Source organism: Brevundimonas sp. T2-11, from assembly GCF_055397675.1.
This window is the reverse complement of the sequence record NZ_AP027920.1, coordinates 1,870,905-1,886,846: the sequence shown is the minus strand read 5'-3', so window position 1 is coordinate 1,886,846 and position 15,942 is coordinate 1,870,905. Positions and strand designations below refer to the sequence as shown.

At 68.1% G+C, this 15,942-nt stretch carries 16 protein-coding genes and 1 pseudogene; 10 read left to right on the top strand and 7 right to left on the bottom strand.

What is annotated here, in order from left to right; translation table 11 throughout:
* Positions 1-13 precede the first annotated feature (13 nt).
* On the top strand, positions 14-541 hold the full coding sequence (locus ACZ5XO_RS09380) for a DUF421 domain-containing protein (protein ID WP_464162100.1): 528 nt from the start codon (positions 14-16) through the stop codon (positions 539-541).
* On the opposite strand, the gene pdeM is transcribed toward ACZ5XO_RS09380, so the two are convergent.
* Both pdeM and ACZ5XO_RS09370 read right to left on the bottom strand, forming a co-directional pair.
* Positions 538-1,260 (bottom strand): ligase-associated DNA damage response endonuclease PdeM, encoded by a 723-nt coding sequence (pdeM, locus tag ACZ5XO_RS09375; RefSeq protein ID WP_464162099.1) that lies wholly within the window; start codon positions 1,258-1,260, stop codon positions 538-540. The genes ACZ5XO_RS09380 and pdeM overlap by 4 nt on opposite strands.
* Positions 1,257-3,602 carry a ligase-associated DNA damage response DEXH box helicase gene (locus ACZ5XO_RS09370; protein ID WP_464162098.1) on the bottom strand — a complete coding sequence of 782 codons (2,346 nt, stop codon included), beginning with the start codon at positions 3,600-3,602 and terminating at the stop codon, positions 1,257-1,259. The genes pdeM and ACZ5XO_RS09370 overlap by 4 nt, the downstream gene beginning before the upstream one ends.
* 216 nt (positions 3,603-3,818) lie before the next feature.
* Between ACZ5XO_RS09370 and ACZ5XO_RS09365 the strand changes: the two genes are divergently transcribed.
* From ACZ5XO_RS09365 to ACZ5XO_RS09355, 3 genes are all read left to right on the top strand, one after another.
* Entirely contained in the window at positions 3,819-5,033 is a 1,215-nt protein-coding gene (locus ACZ5XO_RS09365) for an NAD(P)/FAD-dependent oxidoreductase (protein ID WP_464162097.1), read from the top strand.
* 72 nt (positions 5,034-5,105) lie between these two features.
* On the top strand, positions 5,106-5,396 hold the full coding sequence (locus tag ACZ5XO_RS09360; RefSeq protein WP_464162096.1) for a SemiSWEET family sugar transporter: 291 nt from the start codon (positions 5,106-5,108) through the stop codon (positions 5,394-5,396).
* Positions 5,397-5,593: 197 nt separating this feature from the next.
* Complete coding sequence (locus ACZ5XO_RS09355) at positions 5,594-5,785, top strand: DUF3008 family protein (protein WP_464162095.1); 192 nt, start codon at positions 5,594-5,596, stop codon at positions 5,783-5,785.
* Between the two features lie 247 nt (positions 5,786-6,032).
* On the opposite strand, the gene ACZ5XO_RS09350 is transcribed toward ACZ5XO_RS09355, so the two are convergent.
* Together ACZ5XO_RS09350 and ACZ5XO_RS09345 are read right to left on the bottom strand one after the other, a co-directional pair.
* Positions 6,033-7,655, bottom strand: coding sequence for a cisplatin damage response ATP-dependent DNA ligase (locus ACZ5XO_RS09350; RefSeq protein ID WP_464162094.1), 1,623 nt, complete (start codon positions 7,653-7,655; stop codon positions 6,033-6,035).
* A complete protein-coding gene (locus ACZ5XO_RS09345) occupies positions 7,655-8,674 on the bottom strand; it encodes a ligase-associated DNA damage response exonuclease (RefSeq protein WP_464162093.1) in 1,020 nt (339 codons plus the stop codon). Before ACZ5XO_RS09345 ends, ACZ5XO_RS09350 begins: the two co-directional genes overlap by 1 nt.
* A 195-nt stretch (positions 8,675-8,869) precedes the next feature.
* On the opposite strand from ACZ5XO_RS09345, the gene ACZ5XO_RS09340 reads away from it, so the two are divergent.
* Positions 8,870-9,763: an SDR family oxidoreductase gene (locus ACZ5XO_RS09340; RefSeq protein WP_464162092.1), complete on the top strand. Its 894-nt coding sequence runs from the start codon at positions 8,870-8,872 to the stop codon at positions 9,761-9,763.
* Positions 9,764-9,783: 20 nt separating this feature from the next.
* Here ACZ5XO_RS09340 and ACZ5XO_RS09335 read toward each other — a convergent pair whose 3' ends face one another.
* Both ACZ5XO_RS09335 and ACZ5XO_RS09330 read right to left on the bottom strand, forming a co-directional pair.
* On the bottom strand, positions 9,784-10,599 hold the full coding sequence (locus ACZ5XO_RS09335; RefSeq protein WP_464162091.1) for a metallophosphoesterase family protein: 816 nt from the start codon (positions 10,597-10,599) through the stop codon (positions 9,784-9,786).
* Positions 10,583-11,362 (bottom strand): nucleotidyltransferase family protein, encoded by a 780-nt coding sequence (locus ACZ5XO_RS09330; protein WP_312783258.1) that lies wholly within the window; start codon positions 11,360-11,362, stop codon positions 10,583-10,585. The genes ACZ5XO_RS09335 and ACZ5XO_RS09330 overlap by 17 nt, the downstream gene beginning before the upstream one ends.
* A 266-nt stretch (positions 11,363-11,628) precedes the next feature.
* Between ACZ5XO_RS09330 and ACZ5XO_RS09325 the strand changes: the two genes are divergently transcribed.
* Genes ACZ5XO_RS09325 through ACZ5XO_RS09310 form a run of 4 tightly spaced genes read left to right on the top strand, consistent with a single transcriptional unit; the run spans position 11,629 to position 14,869 of the window.
* Complete coding sequence (locus ACZ5XO_RS09325; RefSeq protein ID WP_464162090.1) at positions 11,629-12,042, top strand: DUF2231 domain-containing protein; 414 nt, start codon at positions 11,629-11,631, stop codon at positions 12,040-12,042.
* Positions 12,042-13,349, top strand: a complete 1,308-nt coding sequence (locus ACZ5XO_RS09320) for a PQQ-dependent sugar dehydrogenase (protein WP_464162089.1) — start codon at positions 12,042-12,044, stop codon at positions 13,347-13,349. Before ACZ5XO_RS09325 ends, ACZ5XO_RS09320 begins: the two co-directional genes overlap by 1 nt.
* Before the next feature lie 57 nt (positions 13,350-13,406).
* The gene (locus tag ACZ5XO_RS09315) at positions 13,407-14,138 is read left to right on the top strand and encodes a cytochrome c oxidase assembly protein (protein WP_464162088.1); all 732 of its coding nucleotides are present in this window, start codon (positions 13,407-13,409) and stop codon (positions 14,136-14,138) included.
* Positions 14,135-14,869: a cytochrome b gene (locus ACZ5XO_RS09310; RefSeq protein WP_464162087.1), complete on the top strand. Its 735-nt coding sequence runs from the start codon at positions 14,135-14,137 to the stop codon at positions 14,867-14,869. Before ACZ5XO_RS09315 ends, ACZ5XO_RS09310 begins: the two co-directional genes overlap by 4 nt.
* On the opposite strand, the pseudogene ACZ5XO_RS09305 reads toward ACZ5XO_RS09310, so the two are convergent.
* Positions 14,865-15,164, bottom strand: a pseudogene (locus ACZ5XO_RS09305) (c-type cytochrome); the annotation flags it as partial. The gene ACZ5XO_RS09310 and the pseudogene ACZ5XO_RS09305 sit on opposite strands and share 5 nt — an antisense overlap.
* Before the next feature lie 396 nt (positions 15,165-15,560).
* Here ACZ5XO_RS09305 and ACZ5XO_RS09300 point away from each other — a divergent pair.
* Positions 15,561-15,941, top strand: coding sequence for a c-type cytochrome (locus ACZ5XO_RS09300; protein ID WP_464162086.1), 381 nt, complete (start codon positions 15,561-15,563; stop codon positions 15,939-15,941).
* The last annotated feature ends 1 nt before the right edge of the window (position 15,942 follow it).

Sequence of the window (15,942 nt, the reverse complement as noted above, 5' to 3'; positions counted from 1 at the left end):
GCATTGTCACGCCATGCAGTTTGACCTGTTGGCGGATGGAATAGCGGCGACTTCCGCGCGCGCTGCGCTCGGCTTTCTGGCGGCGCTCGCCCTGTTCAAGACGGCCAAGAAGCGGTTCATGCGGGGCGGCACGCCCCTGGACACCCTGCTGATCGTCATCGTCGGCGCCGTGCTCGGGCGCGGCGTGGTCGAGGGCGAGCACTTCTACAGCGCGCTGGCCGGCTGCGTGGTGCTCGTTTTGATGCATTATCTTCTGGCGGGGACCGCCTTTCTGTTTCCCGGTCTTTCTTCGCTGATCGAGGGTCAGACGCGGGTGCTTGTCCGCGAGGGGCGCATCGATCCTCGCCAGATGAGAGCGGCCCTGCTGAAGCCGGATGATCTTCTTGAAGCGGCGCGGCTGCGTGGAATTTCAGGCCTGGATGCCGTTCGGGAAGCTCGACAGGAACGCAGCGGCGAGATCAGCCTCCTGTTGTATCCAGACGAGGACCGCCTGGCTCCGATCGGAGGGCGCTCGCCTGAAACCGCCGAGGCTTCAACCTAGCGGCATGCGCGATCAGGCATGAGCCGGTCAAAGGGCGCGGACGTCACGCGCCTGCCCAGCGGGTAGCCGGTAGGCGGACGTTCGAACAAGGTCGCGAAGGCCGCATCCCGCAGATTCAATCCTCCGGCGTAGGCGCCGAAGGCGGGCAGGATGAGGCGTTGGCCGTCCGAGGCGAAGCAGCGACGCCGGATGTCGCCGGCAGGGCCGCGGACGCGCAGGCAGGGATGCAGGTGCCCGGACACCTCGCCCCTAGCCGGAGCGGGCGAGGGCTCGTGACGCAGGACAAGGCCTGCAACCTCTACGGATTCCGCCGAGACCCCACCCAGCTCACCGGCGCCGTCGGGATCATGATTTCCGCAGACCCAGACGAGTTGAAGGCGGTCGGAGATGGCGCCCAGCTGCTCTCGGTCTGGTCCGGCGATCCGCGCCTCGGCCTGACGATCATGCAGGGTGTCGCCGAGAAGGACGACGGTCCGGGGCTCAAGCGCGTCGATCTCCGCCCCCAGGCGGTTCAAGGTCTCCCTCGTGTCATAGGGGGGCAGCAGCTGACCTCTGGCGGCGTAGGCCGAGCCTTTTTCCAGATGCAGGTCGGCGACAACCAACAGGCCTTGCCTCGCCAGCCACAGGGCCCCGGATGGGCGCAACGTCGTCTCGATCCCGGCGATCTGGATGGTCAGGTCGCCGAAGCCGGCCGGCGGTGCAAGGCCGGGCGCCGTCAAGACATGGCCTCCTGCACCAGGGCGGCGTCCTCCAGCATCATGTCGGCGGCCGAGGTTCCCGGCGCCCTCTCCCTGCCGATCTCCATCAGCAGGGGCGCGGCGAAGGGGGAGAGACGGGGCAGGCGGTTCACCCGGATGCGGCCGCTGATCCGCGCCAGGAATTCCGAAAGCCGGGCCAGGTCCAGCAGGCCCCGCGCGGCGTCCTCCCGGGCGCAGGAAAGAAGCAGATGTCCGGGATCGTGCTTGCGGAGCGCATCATAGATCAGGTCGGCGGAAAAGGTGACCTGTCGGCTGTTCTTTTCGTGCCCGGGCATCCGGCGTTCGACCAGGCCGGAGATCAGGGCGCATTCCTTGAAGGCGCGTTTCATCATGAAGCTCTCGTCCAGCCAGGCCTCCAGATCGTCTCCCAGCATGTCCTGCTGGAAGAGGACGTCGAAATCGAGGCTCTCCATCGGACGCATGGCCCAGATGCAGACCGCGTAGTCGTTGGCCAGATAGCCGATGGGACCGACGCCTGCCCGGTCGAGCCTTCGCGTCAGGAGCATGGCGAGGGTGGCGTGAGCCAGGCGTCCTTCAAAGGCGTAGCAGACCATGAAGTGACGTCGGCCACGCCGGAAGGTCTCCACCAGAAGGTCGTCCTCGCCCGGAAGGCCTGAATGATCCTTCTGGGCTTCGAGCCATTCGCGGACGTCGGGCGGCAGGCGCGACCAGGAGGCGTCATCGCTCATCAACCCTCGCACGCGCTGGGCCAGATTGGCCGACAGGGCGAACCTGGACCCGCCCCAGCTCGGGACCTTGGGCTGGCGCGAGGTGGAGCGGGTCACGATGGCGTCCACGCCCCTCACGCCCTCGAACCTCCAGACCTCGCCTGCAAACAGGAAGCTGTCCCCGGGCGAAAGCTGTTCGAAGTACCATTCTTCGGCCTGACCGATCCTGCGTCCCGGGCCGCGCCGGCCGGCGAGACGGATATTGAGCGACTGGGCCGCGACGATGGTTCCGACATTCATCCGGTGCCTTCGCGCCGTCTCCTCATTGCGGACCCGCCACAGGCCGTCAAAGCCCCTGAACATCCGGCAGAAGCGGTCATAGGATTTGAGGACATAGCCGCCGGTCGAGACGTAATCGACGACCTGCTGCCAGGCTTCCCAGGTGAGTTCGGCGTAGGGGGCGGCCCGAATGACCTCTTCATAGAGGGCGGTGAGATCGAAGGGCTCCGAGCAGGCGCATCCCATTACATGCTGGGCCAGGACGTCCCGTGCGCCCTTCCGCGGCGGATCCCCGTCGAGAGCATTGGCCTCGACGGCTTCCGAGGCCGCCTGGCACTCGAGCATCTCGAAGCGGCTCGCGGGTACGAGGACGGCGCGGGAAGGCTCGTCCAGTCGGTGATTGGCCCGACCGATCCGCTGCACCAGACGAGAGGCGCCCTTGGGCGCCGCGAGCTGGATGACGAGGTCCACGGCGCCCCAGTCTATGCCCAGGTCCAGGGTCGAGGTGCAGACCACCGCCCTGAGTTCATTGCGGGCCATGGCGGCTTCCACCCTGCGCCGCTGCTCGGGCGCGAGGCTGCCGTGGTGAAGGGCTATGGGTAGGTTGTCGTCGTTCAGCCTCCAGAGTTCCTGGAAGGCGAATTCGGCCTGCCATCGGGTGTTGACGAAGACGAGCGTGGTCCCCGCGTTCCTGATGGTTTCATAGACTTCGGACATGGCGTGCTGCGCGGTGTGGCCCGCCCAGGGCACGCGGTTTTCAGACAGAAGAACCTCAAGCTGGGGCGGCGCGCCCGGCCTTCCCAGGACGATGTCGTCGCCCCTGTCGGACAGCCAGCGACGCAGCATGGGCGGATCGGCGATCGTCGCCGACAGGCCGACGATCCTCATGTGAGGCGCGAAGGTGCGCAGTCGCGCCAGTCCCAAGGCGAGGAGGTCGCCCCGCTTCGATCCATGGAGGGCGTGGACCTCGTCGATCACCACGCATCTCAGGTCTTCGAAGTAGTAGCGGGCGTCCGGCCAGGCGCAGAAGAGAGCCAGTTGCTCGGGCGTGGTCAGGAGAATGTCCGGCGGGTTTTTCCTCTGGCGCTGGCGGCGCGCCTGACCGGTGTCGCCCGTCCGGGATTCGACAACCACCGGCAGCTCCATCTCGCGCACCGGCGTCAGGAGATTGCGCTCCACGTCCACGGCGAGCGCCTTCAGAGGGGAGAGGTAGAGGGTGTGGAGGGTCCTGGGCCCCTTGCGAGGGCCGCGTCCGGAAATATCAATCAGGCTCGGAAGGAAGCCGGCCAGGGTCTTGCCTCCGCCCGTCGGCGCGATCAGGAGGACGTCGGCGCCGGCCTCCGCCTTTTCAATCATGGCCAGCTGATGGACGCGCGGCGTCCACCCGCGGCCGGCGAACCAGTCCCTGAAACGGGGCGGCAAGGATCCTGCGTCAAGGCGGTTCAGATCCAAGCGACGGGTCCGGCTTGGGAAAGGTCAGGGCTCTGGCCAGGCTGGGTCATGCAGAAGGCAACCCCCGACACGGGCGCGCGTTCCGAAGCCTCGGGCGATGGTCGCGCCTGGAGGGCCCTGATGGCGAGACTCACCCGCAAGCGCGACCTCAGGAGCGGCCGTTCCCTCTGGGCGGACAGCGCCTTCATCAAGGTCCCGTTCCGCCCTCTCGAACGGGCCGTCTCCGTGGAGGTCGCCGTCGTGGGCGCGGGCGTCAGCGGGGCGCTCATGGCCCATGAGCTGTCGCGGGACCACGAGGTGATCGTCCTCGATCGCAGGCCGCCCCTGGCCGGTTCGACCCTGGCGTCGACCGCATTGCTGCAGTGGGAGATGGATCTTCCCCTGATCTCCCTCGCCGCGAAGGTCGGGAGCGCCAAGGCGAACCGGGCCTACCTCCGATCGCGAAGGGCGATGGAGGACCTCAGGCGCATTGTCGCCGAGGAAGGACTCCGTTGCGGCTTTCAGGAGGGCGCGGACCTCTATCTGGCGGGCGACGCCCATGGCTGGCGGGCTCTTGCGGCCGAGGCGGAGGCGCGGGCGGCCATCGGGCTGGAGAGCCGCTTTCTGAAGGCCGCGGAGCTCAAGGCCGGGTTCGGCCTGGATCGGACGGGCGCCATTCTGAGCGGCGGATCAGCGGGCGTGGACCCAGCGCGGCTGACGGCAGGCCTGCTGCGACGCGCGCGGGCGAGGGGCGCGCGCATTCATTCGCCCGTCGATGTGACCGGCGCGATCTCCGATCCCGACGGCGTGACCCTCCTGACTGCGGGCGGCCTGGCGGTGAGGGCGTCGGCAGTCGTCTTCTGCTGCGGCTATGAGGTTCCCGAGAGCGTCGCGGCGCCGAAGGCGCGGGTGGTCTCGACCTGGGCCCTGGCCTCGGTCCCGGGGACCCCCATGCCGGCCTGGCTCAGGCGTACAATGGTCTGGGAGGCGTCGGATCCCTACCTCTACATGCGCGCGACGCGGGACGGGCGACTGATCCTCGGCGGAGAGGACGAGCCGTCCGCGACCGCGCATGAAGATCCCTCCCTTCTGCGGTCCAAGCGAGAGCGGCTTGAAGCCAAGCTCGGCGAGCTCCTTCCCCAGGTGAAGCCGGTGGTGGACTACGCCTGGGCGGGGGCCTTCGGCGAGAGCGCGACGGGGCTGCCGCAGATCGCGCCCGTGCCAGGGATGGCGCATGCCTGGGCGGTCATGGGTTTCGGCGGCAACGGCATCACCTCTTCGGTGATCGCCAGCCAGATCGTGGCGGCCTGGGTGAGGGGCGAGACCGACCCGGACGCGGATCTCTATCTTCCCTGACGGGAGCCCGCGGGCCTCCGCGGCGTTAGGCTGACTCGCTGCGGCCGGACCGGCCGAGTTTGGGACTGACCCATGATCTCCATGGCCGATGGGATCGGCGTCGCCGCCGCCCTGTGCTCCATCAGCAGTTTCGCGCCGCAGATCTACAAGATCTGGAAGGAGCGCGACGCTTCCAGCGTCTCGCTCAAGACCTACGCCCTGACCGTGAGCTGTTTCATTCTATGGGTCTGCTACGGCCTGCTGACCGAGGCATGGCCCGTGACGCTCGCCAACGGCTGCGCGCTTGTCATGGCCATGGGCGTCTTGCTGATGAAGCGGCGCTTCGAACGGAAGGGCGAGAGGACCCAAGGCGCGCCGGATTGATCGGGATCGCGCGGCGGCGCGGCGCTCTGTCCGGTAGAGGACACATCGGTCCTTGAGCCGCCATGTCGCTACCGCGGTCGGTCCGGTCTAGCGGGGCAGGCCCTGAGGAACCCGGGTTTCGGGGGCGGGTTGAATGAAGGCGTCGGAGCGGCCTTTCGCCCGATCCGACGATGATCCGATGTCAGGGAGATTTCGAAATGCCCGCCAGATCCGCAGCCCAGCAGAAGGCGGCAGGGGCCGCCCTGGCCGCAAAAAGGGGCGATGCGCCGAAAAGCAAGCTTCGGGGGGCCTCGAAGTCCATGGAGGAAAGCATGACCCGAAAGGCGTTGGAGGAGATGGCTTCGACCCCGCGAAAGGGCAAGCCCGCCCACGTCGGCAAGTCCGCATGACGCCGGCCTCTCTCCTTCTCTTCGCCCACCAGGGAGACGCTTGATGACGCACCAGGACAGACCCGCCGAACGCAGGGGCCGCGAGGCCGAAAATGAAAACCTGCGCGCTCCGGACCAGGCCGGACAGCCTCCGCGGCCGGCGACCGAGCCCCGGGGCTCGAAAGCCTCCGGGCTATCGACCGAAACCCGGACGGATCCGGGATCGGGCGAGCCCAATCCCCGACACAAGGACAACCGCTAGCCGGAGTCAGGGGGCGGGCGAGGACGCATCGAGCAGGGCTTCCAGCCTATGCAGCTCGTCCGCCTCCCTGGCCGGCTTGTCCCAGCGGATGCGGCTGATGCGGGGAAAGCGCATGGCCACGCCGGACTTGTGGCGTTTGGATCTTTGCAAGCCCTCGAAGGCGACCTCGAGCACCAGGCCGAACTCCCGCGTCGCCGTGACGGAGCGGACGGGGCCGAACCGCTCGACCGTATGCTCGCGCACGAACCTGTCGAGCCGTTTCAGCTCTTCGTCGGTGAAGCCGAAATAGGCCTTGCCGACAGGGGTGAGCACGTGGACGCCGTCCGCATCCTCGGTCCAGACGCCGAAGGTGTAGTCGGAATAGAAGCTGGACCGCTTGCCGTGGCCGCGCTGGGCGTACATCAGCACCGCGTCGATCAGGTGGGGGTCGCGTTTCCACTTGAACCACGGTCCCTTCGGCCGACCGGCTTCGTAGAGACTGTCGATCCGCTTCAGCATCAGACCTTCAGCGGCTTGCGCGTCGCCGGGCGGAGGAGCGGCCCGCAGGGCCGTCAGGTCGTTCCAGGTCCGGAAGGGGACCAGGGGGGACAGGTCGATGCGGTCTGAGCCAGCGGCGGCGACAAAGGCCTCCAGTCGGGCGCGACGATCGGCGAAGGGCAGGGCGCGCAGGTCTTCGCCGTCGGCGGCGAGCAGGTCATAGGCGCGAACGCCCGCCGGATGGCTTAGCATCAGCCTGGCGTCGGCCGTCTTGCGGTTCAGCCTTTGCTGCAGGTCGGCGAAGGGCGCGACACGACCCTCGCGCAGGATCAGAAGTTCGCCGTCGATGACCCCCTCGCAGGTCAGGGCGGCGACGACATCGGGAAAGGCCCCGGACACGTCCTCGCCGGTGCGGCTGTAGAGGCGTTTCACGCCTCCTTCGCTGACCGCCTGAATCCGGACGCCGTCCCATTTCCATTCGGCGGCGTAGGCGGAAGGGTCCAGCCGGGGCAGGTCGACGGCCTCGTCGATCGGCTGGGCCAGCATGACCGGACGAAAGCGGCCGTGAGCCATGGCCGAGGGGCGCTCGGTCTTGCCGTCCAGCCAGGCCAGAAGGTCGGCGTAGGGCGGGCTCTGGGCGTGCCAGACCTCCTGAATCTCTGCCACTTCCACGCCGCCGAAATCAGCCGCCGCCTGCCAGGCCAGCCGCGCCGAGACACCCACGCGAAGGCCTCCGGTCACCAGCTTCAACAGCGCCCAGCGTCCATCGGCGTCGAGGGCGTCGAGCCAGCTTTCCAGCAGGCCCTGAACCTCGCCGCGTTTGGCGGTGTTCAGGGCGTCGATCACCTCGGACAGTTCGGGCTCGCGGTTGGCGCCGTGACGCGCCGGCCAGATCAGGGCGACGGTCTCCGCCAGGTCGCCGACATAGTCGTAGGACAGGCGGAACAGCTCGGGATCGACCCGGCTTTCAACCGTCTGGCGGATCATGGCCGGCTTGGCGGCGGTGAAGGACAGGGCGCCGGTCAGGGCGGCCAGAGCCCAGCCCCGGTCGGGATCGGGAGCGTCGGCCAGATGGTCGCGGATCAGCCGCAGCTTGGCGTTGCGCGAGGCGGTGAAGGACAGGCGATCGAGCAGGGCGGCGAAGGCGCGCATCAGTCGTCGTCCTCGTCTTCATAGCCGACGAGATGGAGGGCTCGCGCCGTCAGTCCCTGCAGTTCGGCCCAGCGGCGCAGGGCGTCGTCGCGGCCGTGGGTGATCCAGGTCTCCTGCGGCGACAACTCGGTCAGGGTGTGGGTCAGTTCGTCCCAGTCGGCGTGGTCCGACAGGATCAGGGGCAGCTCGACGCCGCGCTGGCGCACTCGCGCCCGCACGCTCATCCAGCCCGAGGCGAAGGCGGTTACGGGATCGGGGAAGCGTCGGCTCCAGCGGTCGGCGACGGCGGAGGGCGGGGCGATGATGATGCGTCCGGCGAAGTCGGCCTTTGATCCCGTAGCCGGGGCGAGCGGTCCCAGATCGACGCCGAAATGCTCATAGAGACGGTTCAGCCGTTCAAGGGCGCCGTGAACATAGATGGTCTCGTCATAGCCGGCCTCTCTCAGCAGCCGGATGAGCCGCTGGGCCTTGCCGAGGGCGTAGGCGCCGACCAGATGGGCGCGTTCGGGAAACTGCTGGACCGAACGCAGCAGCCGTCCGATCTCCTGGACGTCCGGCGGGTGGCGAAAGACCGGCAGGCCGAAGGTGGCCTCGGTGATGAAGACGTCGCTGGGCACCGGCTCGAAGGCGGCGCAGGTCGGGTCGCGGCGACGCTTGTAATCCCCCGAGGCCGTAATGGTCAGGCCGCCCCGACGAACGGTCGCCTGGGCCGAGCCCAGGACGTGGCCGGCCGGAGCGAGCGAGACCTCGACGCCGCCCACCTTGATCCGTTCTCCATAGGCCAGGGCCTGGGTCCGGCCCGCGAAGTCCCGACCATAACGTTCGCTCATGATGGCCAGGGTTTCGGCCGTGGCCAGGACGGCGCCATGGCCGGCGCGGGCATGATCGGCGTGGCCGTGGGTGATGACGGCGCGATCCACCGGACGCGGAGGATCGATGTGGAAATCGCCTTCCGGACACCATAGCCCGGCAGGGGTCGGCCGCAGGACGGAGGCGGGACCGTGATCGGGCAGGGGCATGTGTCTGCGGATCGCTCCTGTTGAACCTCGACAGACCGAGGCTGAAGCGAGCCCGGGCGGCTGGTAAGAACGTTGCGGCGGCGTGGCCGTTGCAGGCGTCCGGTCAAAACCTTCCGGAACAGGGGGCGGGCGGGGACATTGAATCAGACCCTGCGCCGATCCCGGCCGGGAGAACCGCTCGAACGAGGAAGCCCCATGTCCGATCGCCTCGCCATGCAGGATCCGCGCACCCAGTATCCGCGGCCGCCCTTTCCGCGCCAGCCCCAGGCCGAACCCGGTCTGGCGGGCCGGATGACGCCGCGGCCCGACCATGGCGAGGACAGCTATGTCGGACATGGTCGGCTGAAGGGACGCCGGGCCCTGATCACGGGCGGGGATTCCGGCATCGGGCGGGCGACCGCCATCGCCTATGCGCGCGAGGGCGCCGACGTCGCCATCGGCTATCTTCCGTCCGAGGAGGCGGACGCCGCAGAGGTGGTCGCCCTGATCGAGAAGGCCGGGGTGAAGGCCCTGGCCCTGCCAGGCGACGTCAGGGATGAAGCGTGGAATGCGGCCATGGTCGCGCGGGTGGTGGAGAATTTCGGCGGTCTCGACCTTCTGGTCGTCAACGCCGGCCACCAGCAGTACCGGAAGGATGTCGCGGAGGTGTCAACAAGCGACTTCGATGCGACGATGAAGACCAACCTCTATGCGCTTCATTGGCTTTGCCAGGCCGCCGAGCCGCATCTGCCGCCGGGCGCCGCCATCATCGCCACCGCCTCGATCCAGGCCTATGAGCCCTCGGACATTCTTCTGGACTACGCCACGACCAAGGCGGGGATCGTCGCCTACACCAAGGCTCTCGCCAAGCAGATGATCGGAAAGGGCGTGCGGGTGAACGCCGTCGCGCCGGGACCCTTCTGGACCGTGCTTCAACCCAGCGGCGGCCAGCCCCAGGAGAAGGTCGAGCAGTTCGGCGCCCACAGCGCCTTCGGCCGCCCCGGTCAGCCGGTGGAGATCGCGCCGGTCTATGTCCTGCTGGCCTCCCAGGAAGCCAGCTTCGTCATCGGCGAGGTCTGGGGCGTGACCGGTGGAGCCGGGATCGCCTGAGGACGGCGGCGTGCGAAGGGTCAGACCTCGAACACGCGATAGGGTTTGTCGCCCAGGGTGCGCAGGACGGGCAGGGCGACATTATAGACCGGGACGCCGCGTGCGGTGCGGCCCTCGGGCGCGCCGCGGTGAGCGTGTCCATGGACCACCAGCCTGACGTTCTCATAGCGGTCGACCACCTCGCCGAGACGGGAGGAGCCCAGGAAGGGATGGATTTCGGGCGGTTCGCCGACCACCGTGTCCACCACGGGCGAATAGTGGAGCAGGACCACGCTGCGTTCTGTGCGCAGGGTGCGGATCGAATTCTCGATCAGGTTGGCGTCCTCGACGGCGTGCTGCACGAAATGCTTGATCGAAGCCTCCCCGAAGGGACTGAGCATGTAGCGGCCGAAACCGCCGACGAAGCCCTTGCCGCCGGCGAATCCCACTCCGTCGATCTCATAGGATTCGCCCGTCAGCATCCTGACGCCGGCCTCCGTCATCAGCCGCACGACCTCCTCGGGCTGGCCGCATTCGTGCTCGTGGTTGCCCAGGACGCCGACCATGGGGATGCGGCAGGCGCGCAGGTCTTCCAGCAGGTTCTCGACCTCCGTCGTCTTGCCGAAGTTCACAAGGTCGCCGCACAGGCACAGGACGTCGGCCTCCTCGTGCACCCGGTCGAACAGGTCGCGATAGGCCCGGCGGGAGGTTTCTCCGACGTGCAGGTCGCCGACGGCGGCGATGCGCAGCGTCTTGCCGGGGCCGGCCTCCATGCCCGGCTGCGGCGTCTGGGCGTCGGGCGTCTGGGCGTCCCGTGTCCGGGCGTCCGGTTCGGCGCGCTCAGTAGACGGGGTCATGGCGTTCCTCCAGGCCCTTGCCCACCACGTCGCCGAAGCCCCATTCGGTGATGTCGGCGATATAGTCCCGGGGGCTGAACAGACGGCCGCGGCAGACCCGGACGCGGGGCGCGGGAAGATGGACCTGGGCTTCCAGCCGTTGCAGCAATTCGGTCATCAACCAGGCGGGCACGAGGCCGCGTTCGGTGGGATAGGCGAAGCGGAAGTTGAGCAGGTGGGCCATCAGGACCTCCCAGTAGAGGTCCATCTGGTCCAGCATGGACTTCCAGTCGATGGCGTCGGACTGCTTGAGGATGACGTGGTTCACGTCCGCTCCGTCGAAGCGATAGCGATCCTGGATGAAGACCTTGGACAGGATCAGGGCCGTCGGCGGCGTGATGGTCACCTCGTGGCCGTAGACCGTGATCCGGTCTTGGCCAAACCAGCTGTCCGACACGGCGATGGTCCCGTTGGACATGGCGAAAATGACGTCGAAGAAGTGTTTGTCGTCCTTCCAGACCTTGGCGATCCAGCGCTCGTCCTCGACATCCGTCCGGTAGCCTCTCTCCTGAAAGAAGGCGAGGATACGAGGGTAGTCGCCGGGCTTGCAGAAGACGTCGAGATCCTTGGTGGGACGACGGATGCCCGTATAGGCGGTCACGGCGTAGGTGCCCGAGAGCAGGAAGGGCACGCCGCTTTCCGTCAGCAGGCGGAGGCTTTCCTCGTAGAAGGCCATCGCCTCGGGCGGCGGTTCGAAGGCGGGATCGGCGACCATGTCGGACATGTGGGCGGAGTTCCTGGACAGGGCAGGGGAACGGAGCCGTGAAGGCTTGGGTTCCGCCGCTGTCCCTTGGGAACGGAGTTGAACAGGTCGATCAGGGCCCTGAGCTGAACTCGCCCCTCCTGGCGCTGCAAGGCGGGCCTCAGTTCGGCTTGGCGCCCGGCCGGGGCGCGGCCGTCTGATCGAAATGAGGCCGCCCCGACGGGGAAGATGTGAACCATCTCTCAGCCAGGCGGTTAGCCTAAGCCAGGCATTAGGGAGAGGGCGGCATGAGCATCCATGAATTGTCGGTTCGACCTCTGCATCGTCTTTTGCTGGCCTTTCCGATCGGCCTGTTCACCTTCGCCCTGTTCACGGACATCGCCTATCTGAAGACCGCCGAGATCCAGTGGACGAACTTCTCGGCCTGGCTGATCACCGGCGCCCTGGTGTTCGGCGGGATCGCCGGCCTCTTCTCCATCGCCGATTTCGCACTTGGCGTCCGCCGCCGCAGATCCCGCCGGGCCCTGGTCCATCTGGTCGCGCTCGCCCTGGCCTGGGTGCTGGGGCTGGTGAACGCCTTCAAGCACAGTCAGGACGCCTGGAGCTCGGTCGGCGCCCTTGGCCTGACCCTGTCAGCCCTTTGCACCCTGCTGGTCCTCATCGCCGGCGGGATCGCCTATTCCGCGCGGGAGACCCTCTGATGAAGAAGACCCTGCTCGCCGCCGGCGTCGCAGCAATCGGCTTGTCGCTCGCCCTGGCCTCCTGCGGAAACCCCAGCGATCCGAAGCTGAACCAGACCGGCGGCGCACCCGACCTGCCCGGGATCAAAGAGACCCTGGTTCCGGCCATGAAGATCAGCCCGCCCGCCGGCTGGAACGGCGAGACGCCGACCGTGCCCCAGGGCTTCACCGTCAGCGCCTTCGCGACCGATCTGAAGATCCCGCGTCAGATGCTGATCCTGCCGAACGGAGACGTCCTGGTCGCCGAGGGGCGCGGCGGTCATGCGGCGCGCCTGCGTCCCAAGGACGTGATCGCCGGCTTCATCAAGAAACAGGGCAACACCAAGATCAGCGGGGGAGACCGCATCACCCTGCTGCGTGACGCCGACAACGACGGCGTCCCCGAACTGCGCTCTGTCCTGGTCGAGAATCTGGATGCGCCATACGGCCTGGCCTATGTGGAGGGCTACCTCTATGTCGCCGAACAGGGCGCGCTGACCCGTTTCGCCTTCCAGCCGGGGCAGACCGGCATTGCGACGCCGGGCGAGCGCGTGACGGTCCTGCCTTCGCGCATCAACCATCACTGGACCAAGTCCCTCGCCGCCAGCGCGGACGGGACCAGGCTCTATGTCGGCATAGGCTCCAACTCCAATATCGGGGAACGGGGGCTGGCCGTGGAGGAGGAGCGGGCGGTGGTCTGGGAAATCGACCGCGCAACCGGGGCGCGTCGCACGATCGCCACCGGCATCCGCAACCCGACCGCCCTGGCGATCGAACCCACGACGGGTCTCGTCTGGTCTGTGGTCAACGAGCGCGACGAACTGGGTCCGCAGCTTGTCCCCGACTACCTGACCCAGGTGCGCGACGGCGCCTTCTATGGCTGGCCCTACAGCTACTGGGGCCGGAATCTCGATCCGCGCGTGAGGCCGCAGAATCCGGACATGGTCGCCCGGGCCGTCAAGCCGGACTACGCCCTGGGGTCTCATGTCGCCGCCCTGGGTCTGGACTTCGCGCGCGACGGGGGCTTCGGGGGGGCGTTCGCCGACGGCGCCTTCATCGGCATGCACGGCAGCTGGAACCGTGAAGATCCATCCGGCTACAAGGTCGCCTGGGTTTCGTTCAGCGGCGGTCGCCCGGTCGGTCGGCCCGTCGATTTCGCCACCGGCTTCCTCAAGGACGGCGAGGCGCGCGGCCGCCCTGTCGGCGTGGCCTTTGATCCGACCAAGAGGATCCTTCTGGTCGCCGACGACCTGTCCAACACGGTCTGGCGGATCGCGCCCTCTCGCTGAGAACGCCGGGAGCGTCGGCATGTTTGAACCGTCGCCGTCCCGGGTCGTTAGCCGATCATGACGATCACGCCCTGGACGCCCTACTGCGGACCCGCGCCCGAACCGATGGATGTTCTGGGACGTTGGAACGGCGATCCCATGCTTCTTGCGGGTGTGGGCCTCCTCGTCGCGGGCGGCGTGTTTCTGGTGATGAGGAACCGCGCCGGGGGACGCGCCTTGCTGGGAGCGGCGGGCGTCCTGGTCGTCGTTTTCATCTCGCCGCTTTGCGCTCTCAGTTCAGCCCTGTTCACGGCGCGCACCCTGCATCACCTCCTGCTCCTGCTCGCTGCGGCCCCCTTGCTCGCCCTGAGCCTTCCGCGCCTGAAGACGCCCCGCCTGGGGCTGGCGACGGCGGTTCAGGCCCTGGTCTTCTGGGCCTGGCACGCGCCCGATCTCTATGCGGCGGCGCTGTCGAACGACGCCGTCTACTGGCTCATGCAGGCGACGATCCTCGGCGGCGCCGTCTGGTTCTGGGGGGCGGTGCGCGCGTCCAGCGCGCCCGCCGCTGTCGCGGCTCTTTTGGCGGCCATGCTGCTGATGGGCTTGCTGGGGGCCCTGATCGTCTTTGCGGGGGAGCCCCTCTACGCGCCGCATTTCGCCTCGACCCTGGCCTGGGGGCTGACGCCGCTTGAAGACCAGCAGGCGGCGGGCCTGATCATGTGGGCGCCGGCGGCGGCGGCCTATCTTCTGGTCGCCCTGTGGCGGGTCGCCGGCCTGTTCCAGGGGCGCGAGACGGCGCGCCCGGCATGATCGACCGGCTTATTACGCAGGCGCTGGAGTGGGCGGCGGGCCATCATGACGAAGGCCGCTATTCCCCGGTCGCCATCGTCTTCCACTGGACCATGGCGGCCCTGGTGGTCTTCCAGCTCGGGTGGGGGTGGTGGATGGGCCGGCTGCCGGTCGGCGGCGCCAAGGTGGCCGCCTATGAGGTGCATTTCGCCATCGGCCTGCTCATGCTGCTGCTGGTGATCGGGCGGCTGTCCTGGCGGCTGGCCGCGCCCGATCTGATCAATGACGCGGACAAGCCGGGCTGGGAGAGCGTAGCGGCTCACGTGACCCATTATGTCTTCTACATCTGCCTGTTCGGCCTGCCGCTGTCGGGATGGGTCATGATCTCGGCCACGGCGCGGGACACCCAGCTGGCTGCGGCGGGCCTTGTTCCGTGGCCCTTGCTGCCGATGCAGGATGTCCCGAACACCCGGCTATGGGCGATAGAGGCCGGCGCGGAATGGATGCACTGGGCCATGGTGGCGGCCTTGCTGCTGATGATCCCGATTCACGCCGGAGCCGCTCTCAAGCACCATCTGATCGATCGGGACGACGTATTTCACGCGATGCTGCCGGTCGCGCCGCAGCTGCGGCCGAAACGGACGCGGTGGCGGCGGCGCTGGCGGGCCCTGGAGAAACGGGTTGGTCGGACAGCCACAGGGCTATGGCGCGCGCTTCTGCGTCCGTCAGCCTCCGGACGGCGACGGCCATGACGCCGCGCGGATCGTTGCGGCGCTTGCCTGTTTTCCAGCGGTCGATCTGCTCCAGCGTATAGGCGACGGGCTGTGCGGCGAGGATCGGCTGGCCTTCGCCGACGCCCTGGCCGTTGGGGCCGTGGCAGGATGCGCAGGCTGTGATCCCGCGCGAGAGGTCGCCTGTTCGCCAGATCGTCGGGGACGCGGCGGCGGATGGGGAGGCGCTCGTCGAGGGCGGCGAGGGCAGGCCGGCGTAAAAGACTGCGACGGCGCGACGGCTGTTTCCGTCCAGATCCCTGGCGATGCGGCTCATCACGTCGTCGGGCCGCAGGCCGCTGGCGTAGTCCTCCATCTGTTTTTGCAGATGGCCGACGTCCAGTCCGGCCAGACGGGGCGTGGAGACGCCGTCGCCCTGACCCTGGAGTCCATGACAGGTGAAACAGGCGTTCGTCGCCCCGCCCGCGCCGCCGCCCATGGCGATGACCTGCCCGGACGCCGAGAAGACGCGGTCGGTCTCGCCCGGCGCGGCGTCGCACGCGACCAAACCCGGGCCGGCAAGGACGAGACCAAGAAGGACGAGGGAAGGGAGGGGGCGCACCCTTGCCCAACACCGTCTTACGGCCCCGGTTCCAGACGGGAACCCCAGAGGCCGCGACGGATTGGGTTCTGGTGAAGCTGGAAAGGGGCCGGAGGCGATCATGTATGGACGATGCGGACCATAGGGGCCTTGCTGCTGGCTGCGGCGCCGTGCGTCGCCATGGTGGCCTGCGCCGACAAGGCCGATGCGCCGCGCCCCCTGGCCCAGGCCGACGCCACGCAAGGGCTGGCGCTGATCGAACGCCATGGCTGCGCCGCCTGCCACGCCATTCCCGGCGTGCGCTGGCCGCAAGGACGAACGGGAGGGAATCTGGCGGGCGTGGGGGCGCGACCGATGATCGCGGGACGTCTGCCCAACCAGCCGGAGGTGATGGCGGCCTTCGTGCGGGACGCGCCGGCTCTGCTGCCCGACACGGGAATGCCGCCCATGCCCCTGACCGACGCCGAAGCCCGCGACGTGGCGGCCTATCTCTATACCCTCGATGAGGATTGAG

Coding starts and splice junctions, on each gene's coding strand:
- ACZ5XO_RS09380 (WP_464162100.1), top strand. CDS start 14: ATGCAGTTTGACCTGTTGGCGGATGGAATAGCGGCGACTTCCGCGCGC.
- ACZ5XO_RS09370 (WP_464162098.1), bottom strand. CDS start 3,602: ATGATTGAAAAGGCGGAGGCCGGCGCCGACGTCCTCCTGATCGCGCCG.
- ACZ5XO_RS09365 (WP_464162097.1), top strand. CDS start 3,819: ATGGCGAGACTCACCCGCAAGCGCGACCTCAGGAGCGGCCGTTCCCTC.
- ACZ5XO_RS09360 (WP_464162096.1), top strand. CDS start 5,106: ATGATCTCCATGGCCGATGGGATCGGCGTCGCCGCCGCCCTGTGCTCC.
- ACZ5XO_RS09355 (WP_464162095.1), top strand. CDS start 5,594: ATGCCCGCCAGATCCGCAGCCCAGCAGAAGGCGGCAGGGGCCGCCCTG.
- ACZ5XO_RS09350 (WP_464162094.1), bottom strand. CDS start 7,655: ATGCGCGCCTTCGCCGCCCTGCTCGATCGCCTGTCCTTCACCGCCTCG.
- ACZ5XO_RS09345 (WP_464162093.1), bottom strand. CDS start 8,674: ATGCCCCTGCCCGATCACGGTCCCGCCTCCGTCCTGCGGCCGACCCCT.
- ACZ5XO_RS09340 (WP_464162092.1), top strand. CDS start 8,870: ATGTCCGATCGCCTCGCCATGCAGGATCCGCGCACCCAGTATCCGCGG.
- ACZ5XO_RS09335 (WP_464162091.1), bottom strand. CDS start 10,599: ATGACCCCGTCTACTGAGCGCGCCGAACCGGACGCCCGGACACGGGAC.
- ACZ5XO_RS09330 (WP_312783258.1), bottom strand. CDS start 11,362: ATGTCCGACATGGTCGCCGATCCCGCCTTCGAACCGCCGCCCGAGGCG.
- ACZ5XO_RS09325 (WP_464162090.1), top strand. CDS start 11,629: ATGAGCATCCATGAATTGTCGGTTCGACCTCTGCATCGTCTTTTGCTG.
- ACZ5XO_RS09320 (WP_464162089.1), top strand. CDS start 12,042: ATGAAGAAGACCCTGCTCGCCGCCGGCGTCGCAGCAATCGGCTTGTCG.
- ACZ5XO_RS09315 (WP_464162088.1), top strand. CDS start 13,407: ATGACGATCACGCCCTGGACGCCCTACTGCGGACCCGCGCCCGAACCG.
- ACZ5XO_RS09310 (WP_464162087.1), top strand. CDS start 14,135: ATGATCGACCGGCTTATTACGCAGGCGCTGGAGTGGGCGGCGGGCCAT.
- ACZ5XO_RS09300 (WP_464162086.1), top strand. CDS start 15,561: ATGCGGACCATAGGGGCCTTGCTGCTGGCTGCGGCGCCGTGCGTCGCC.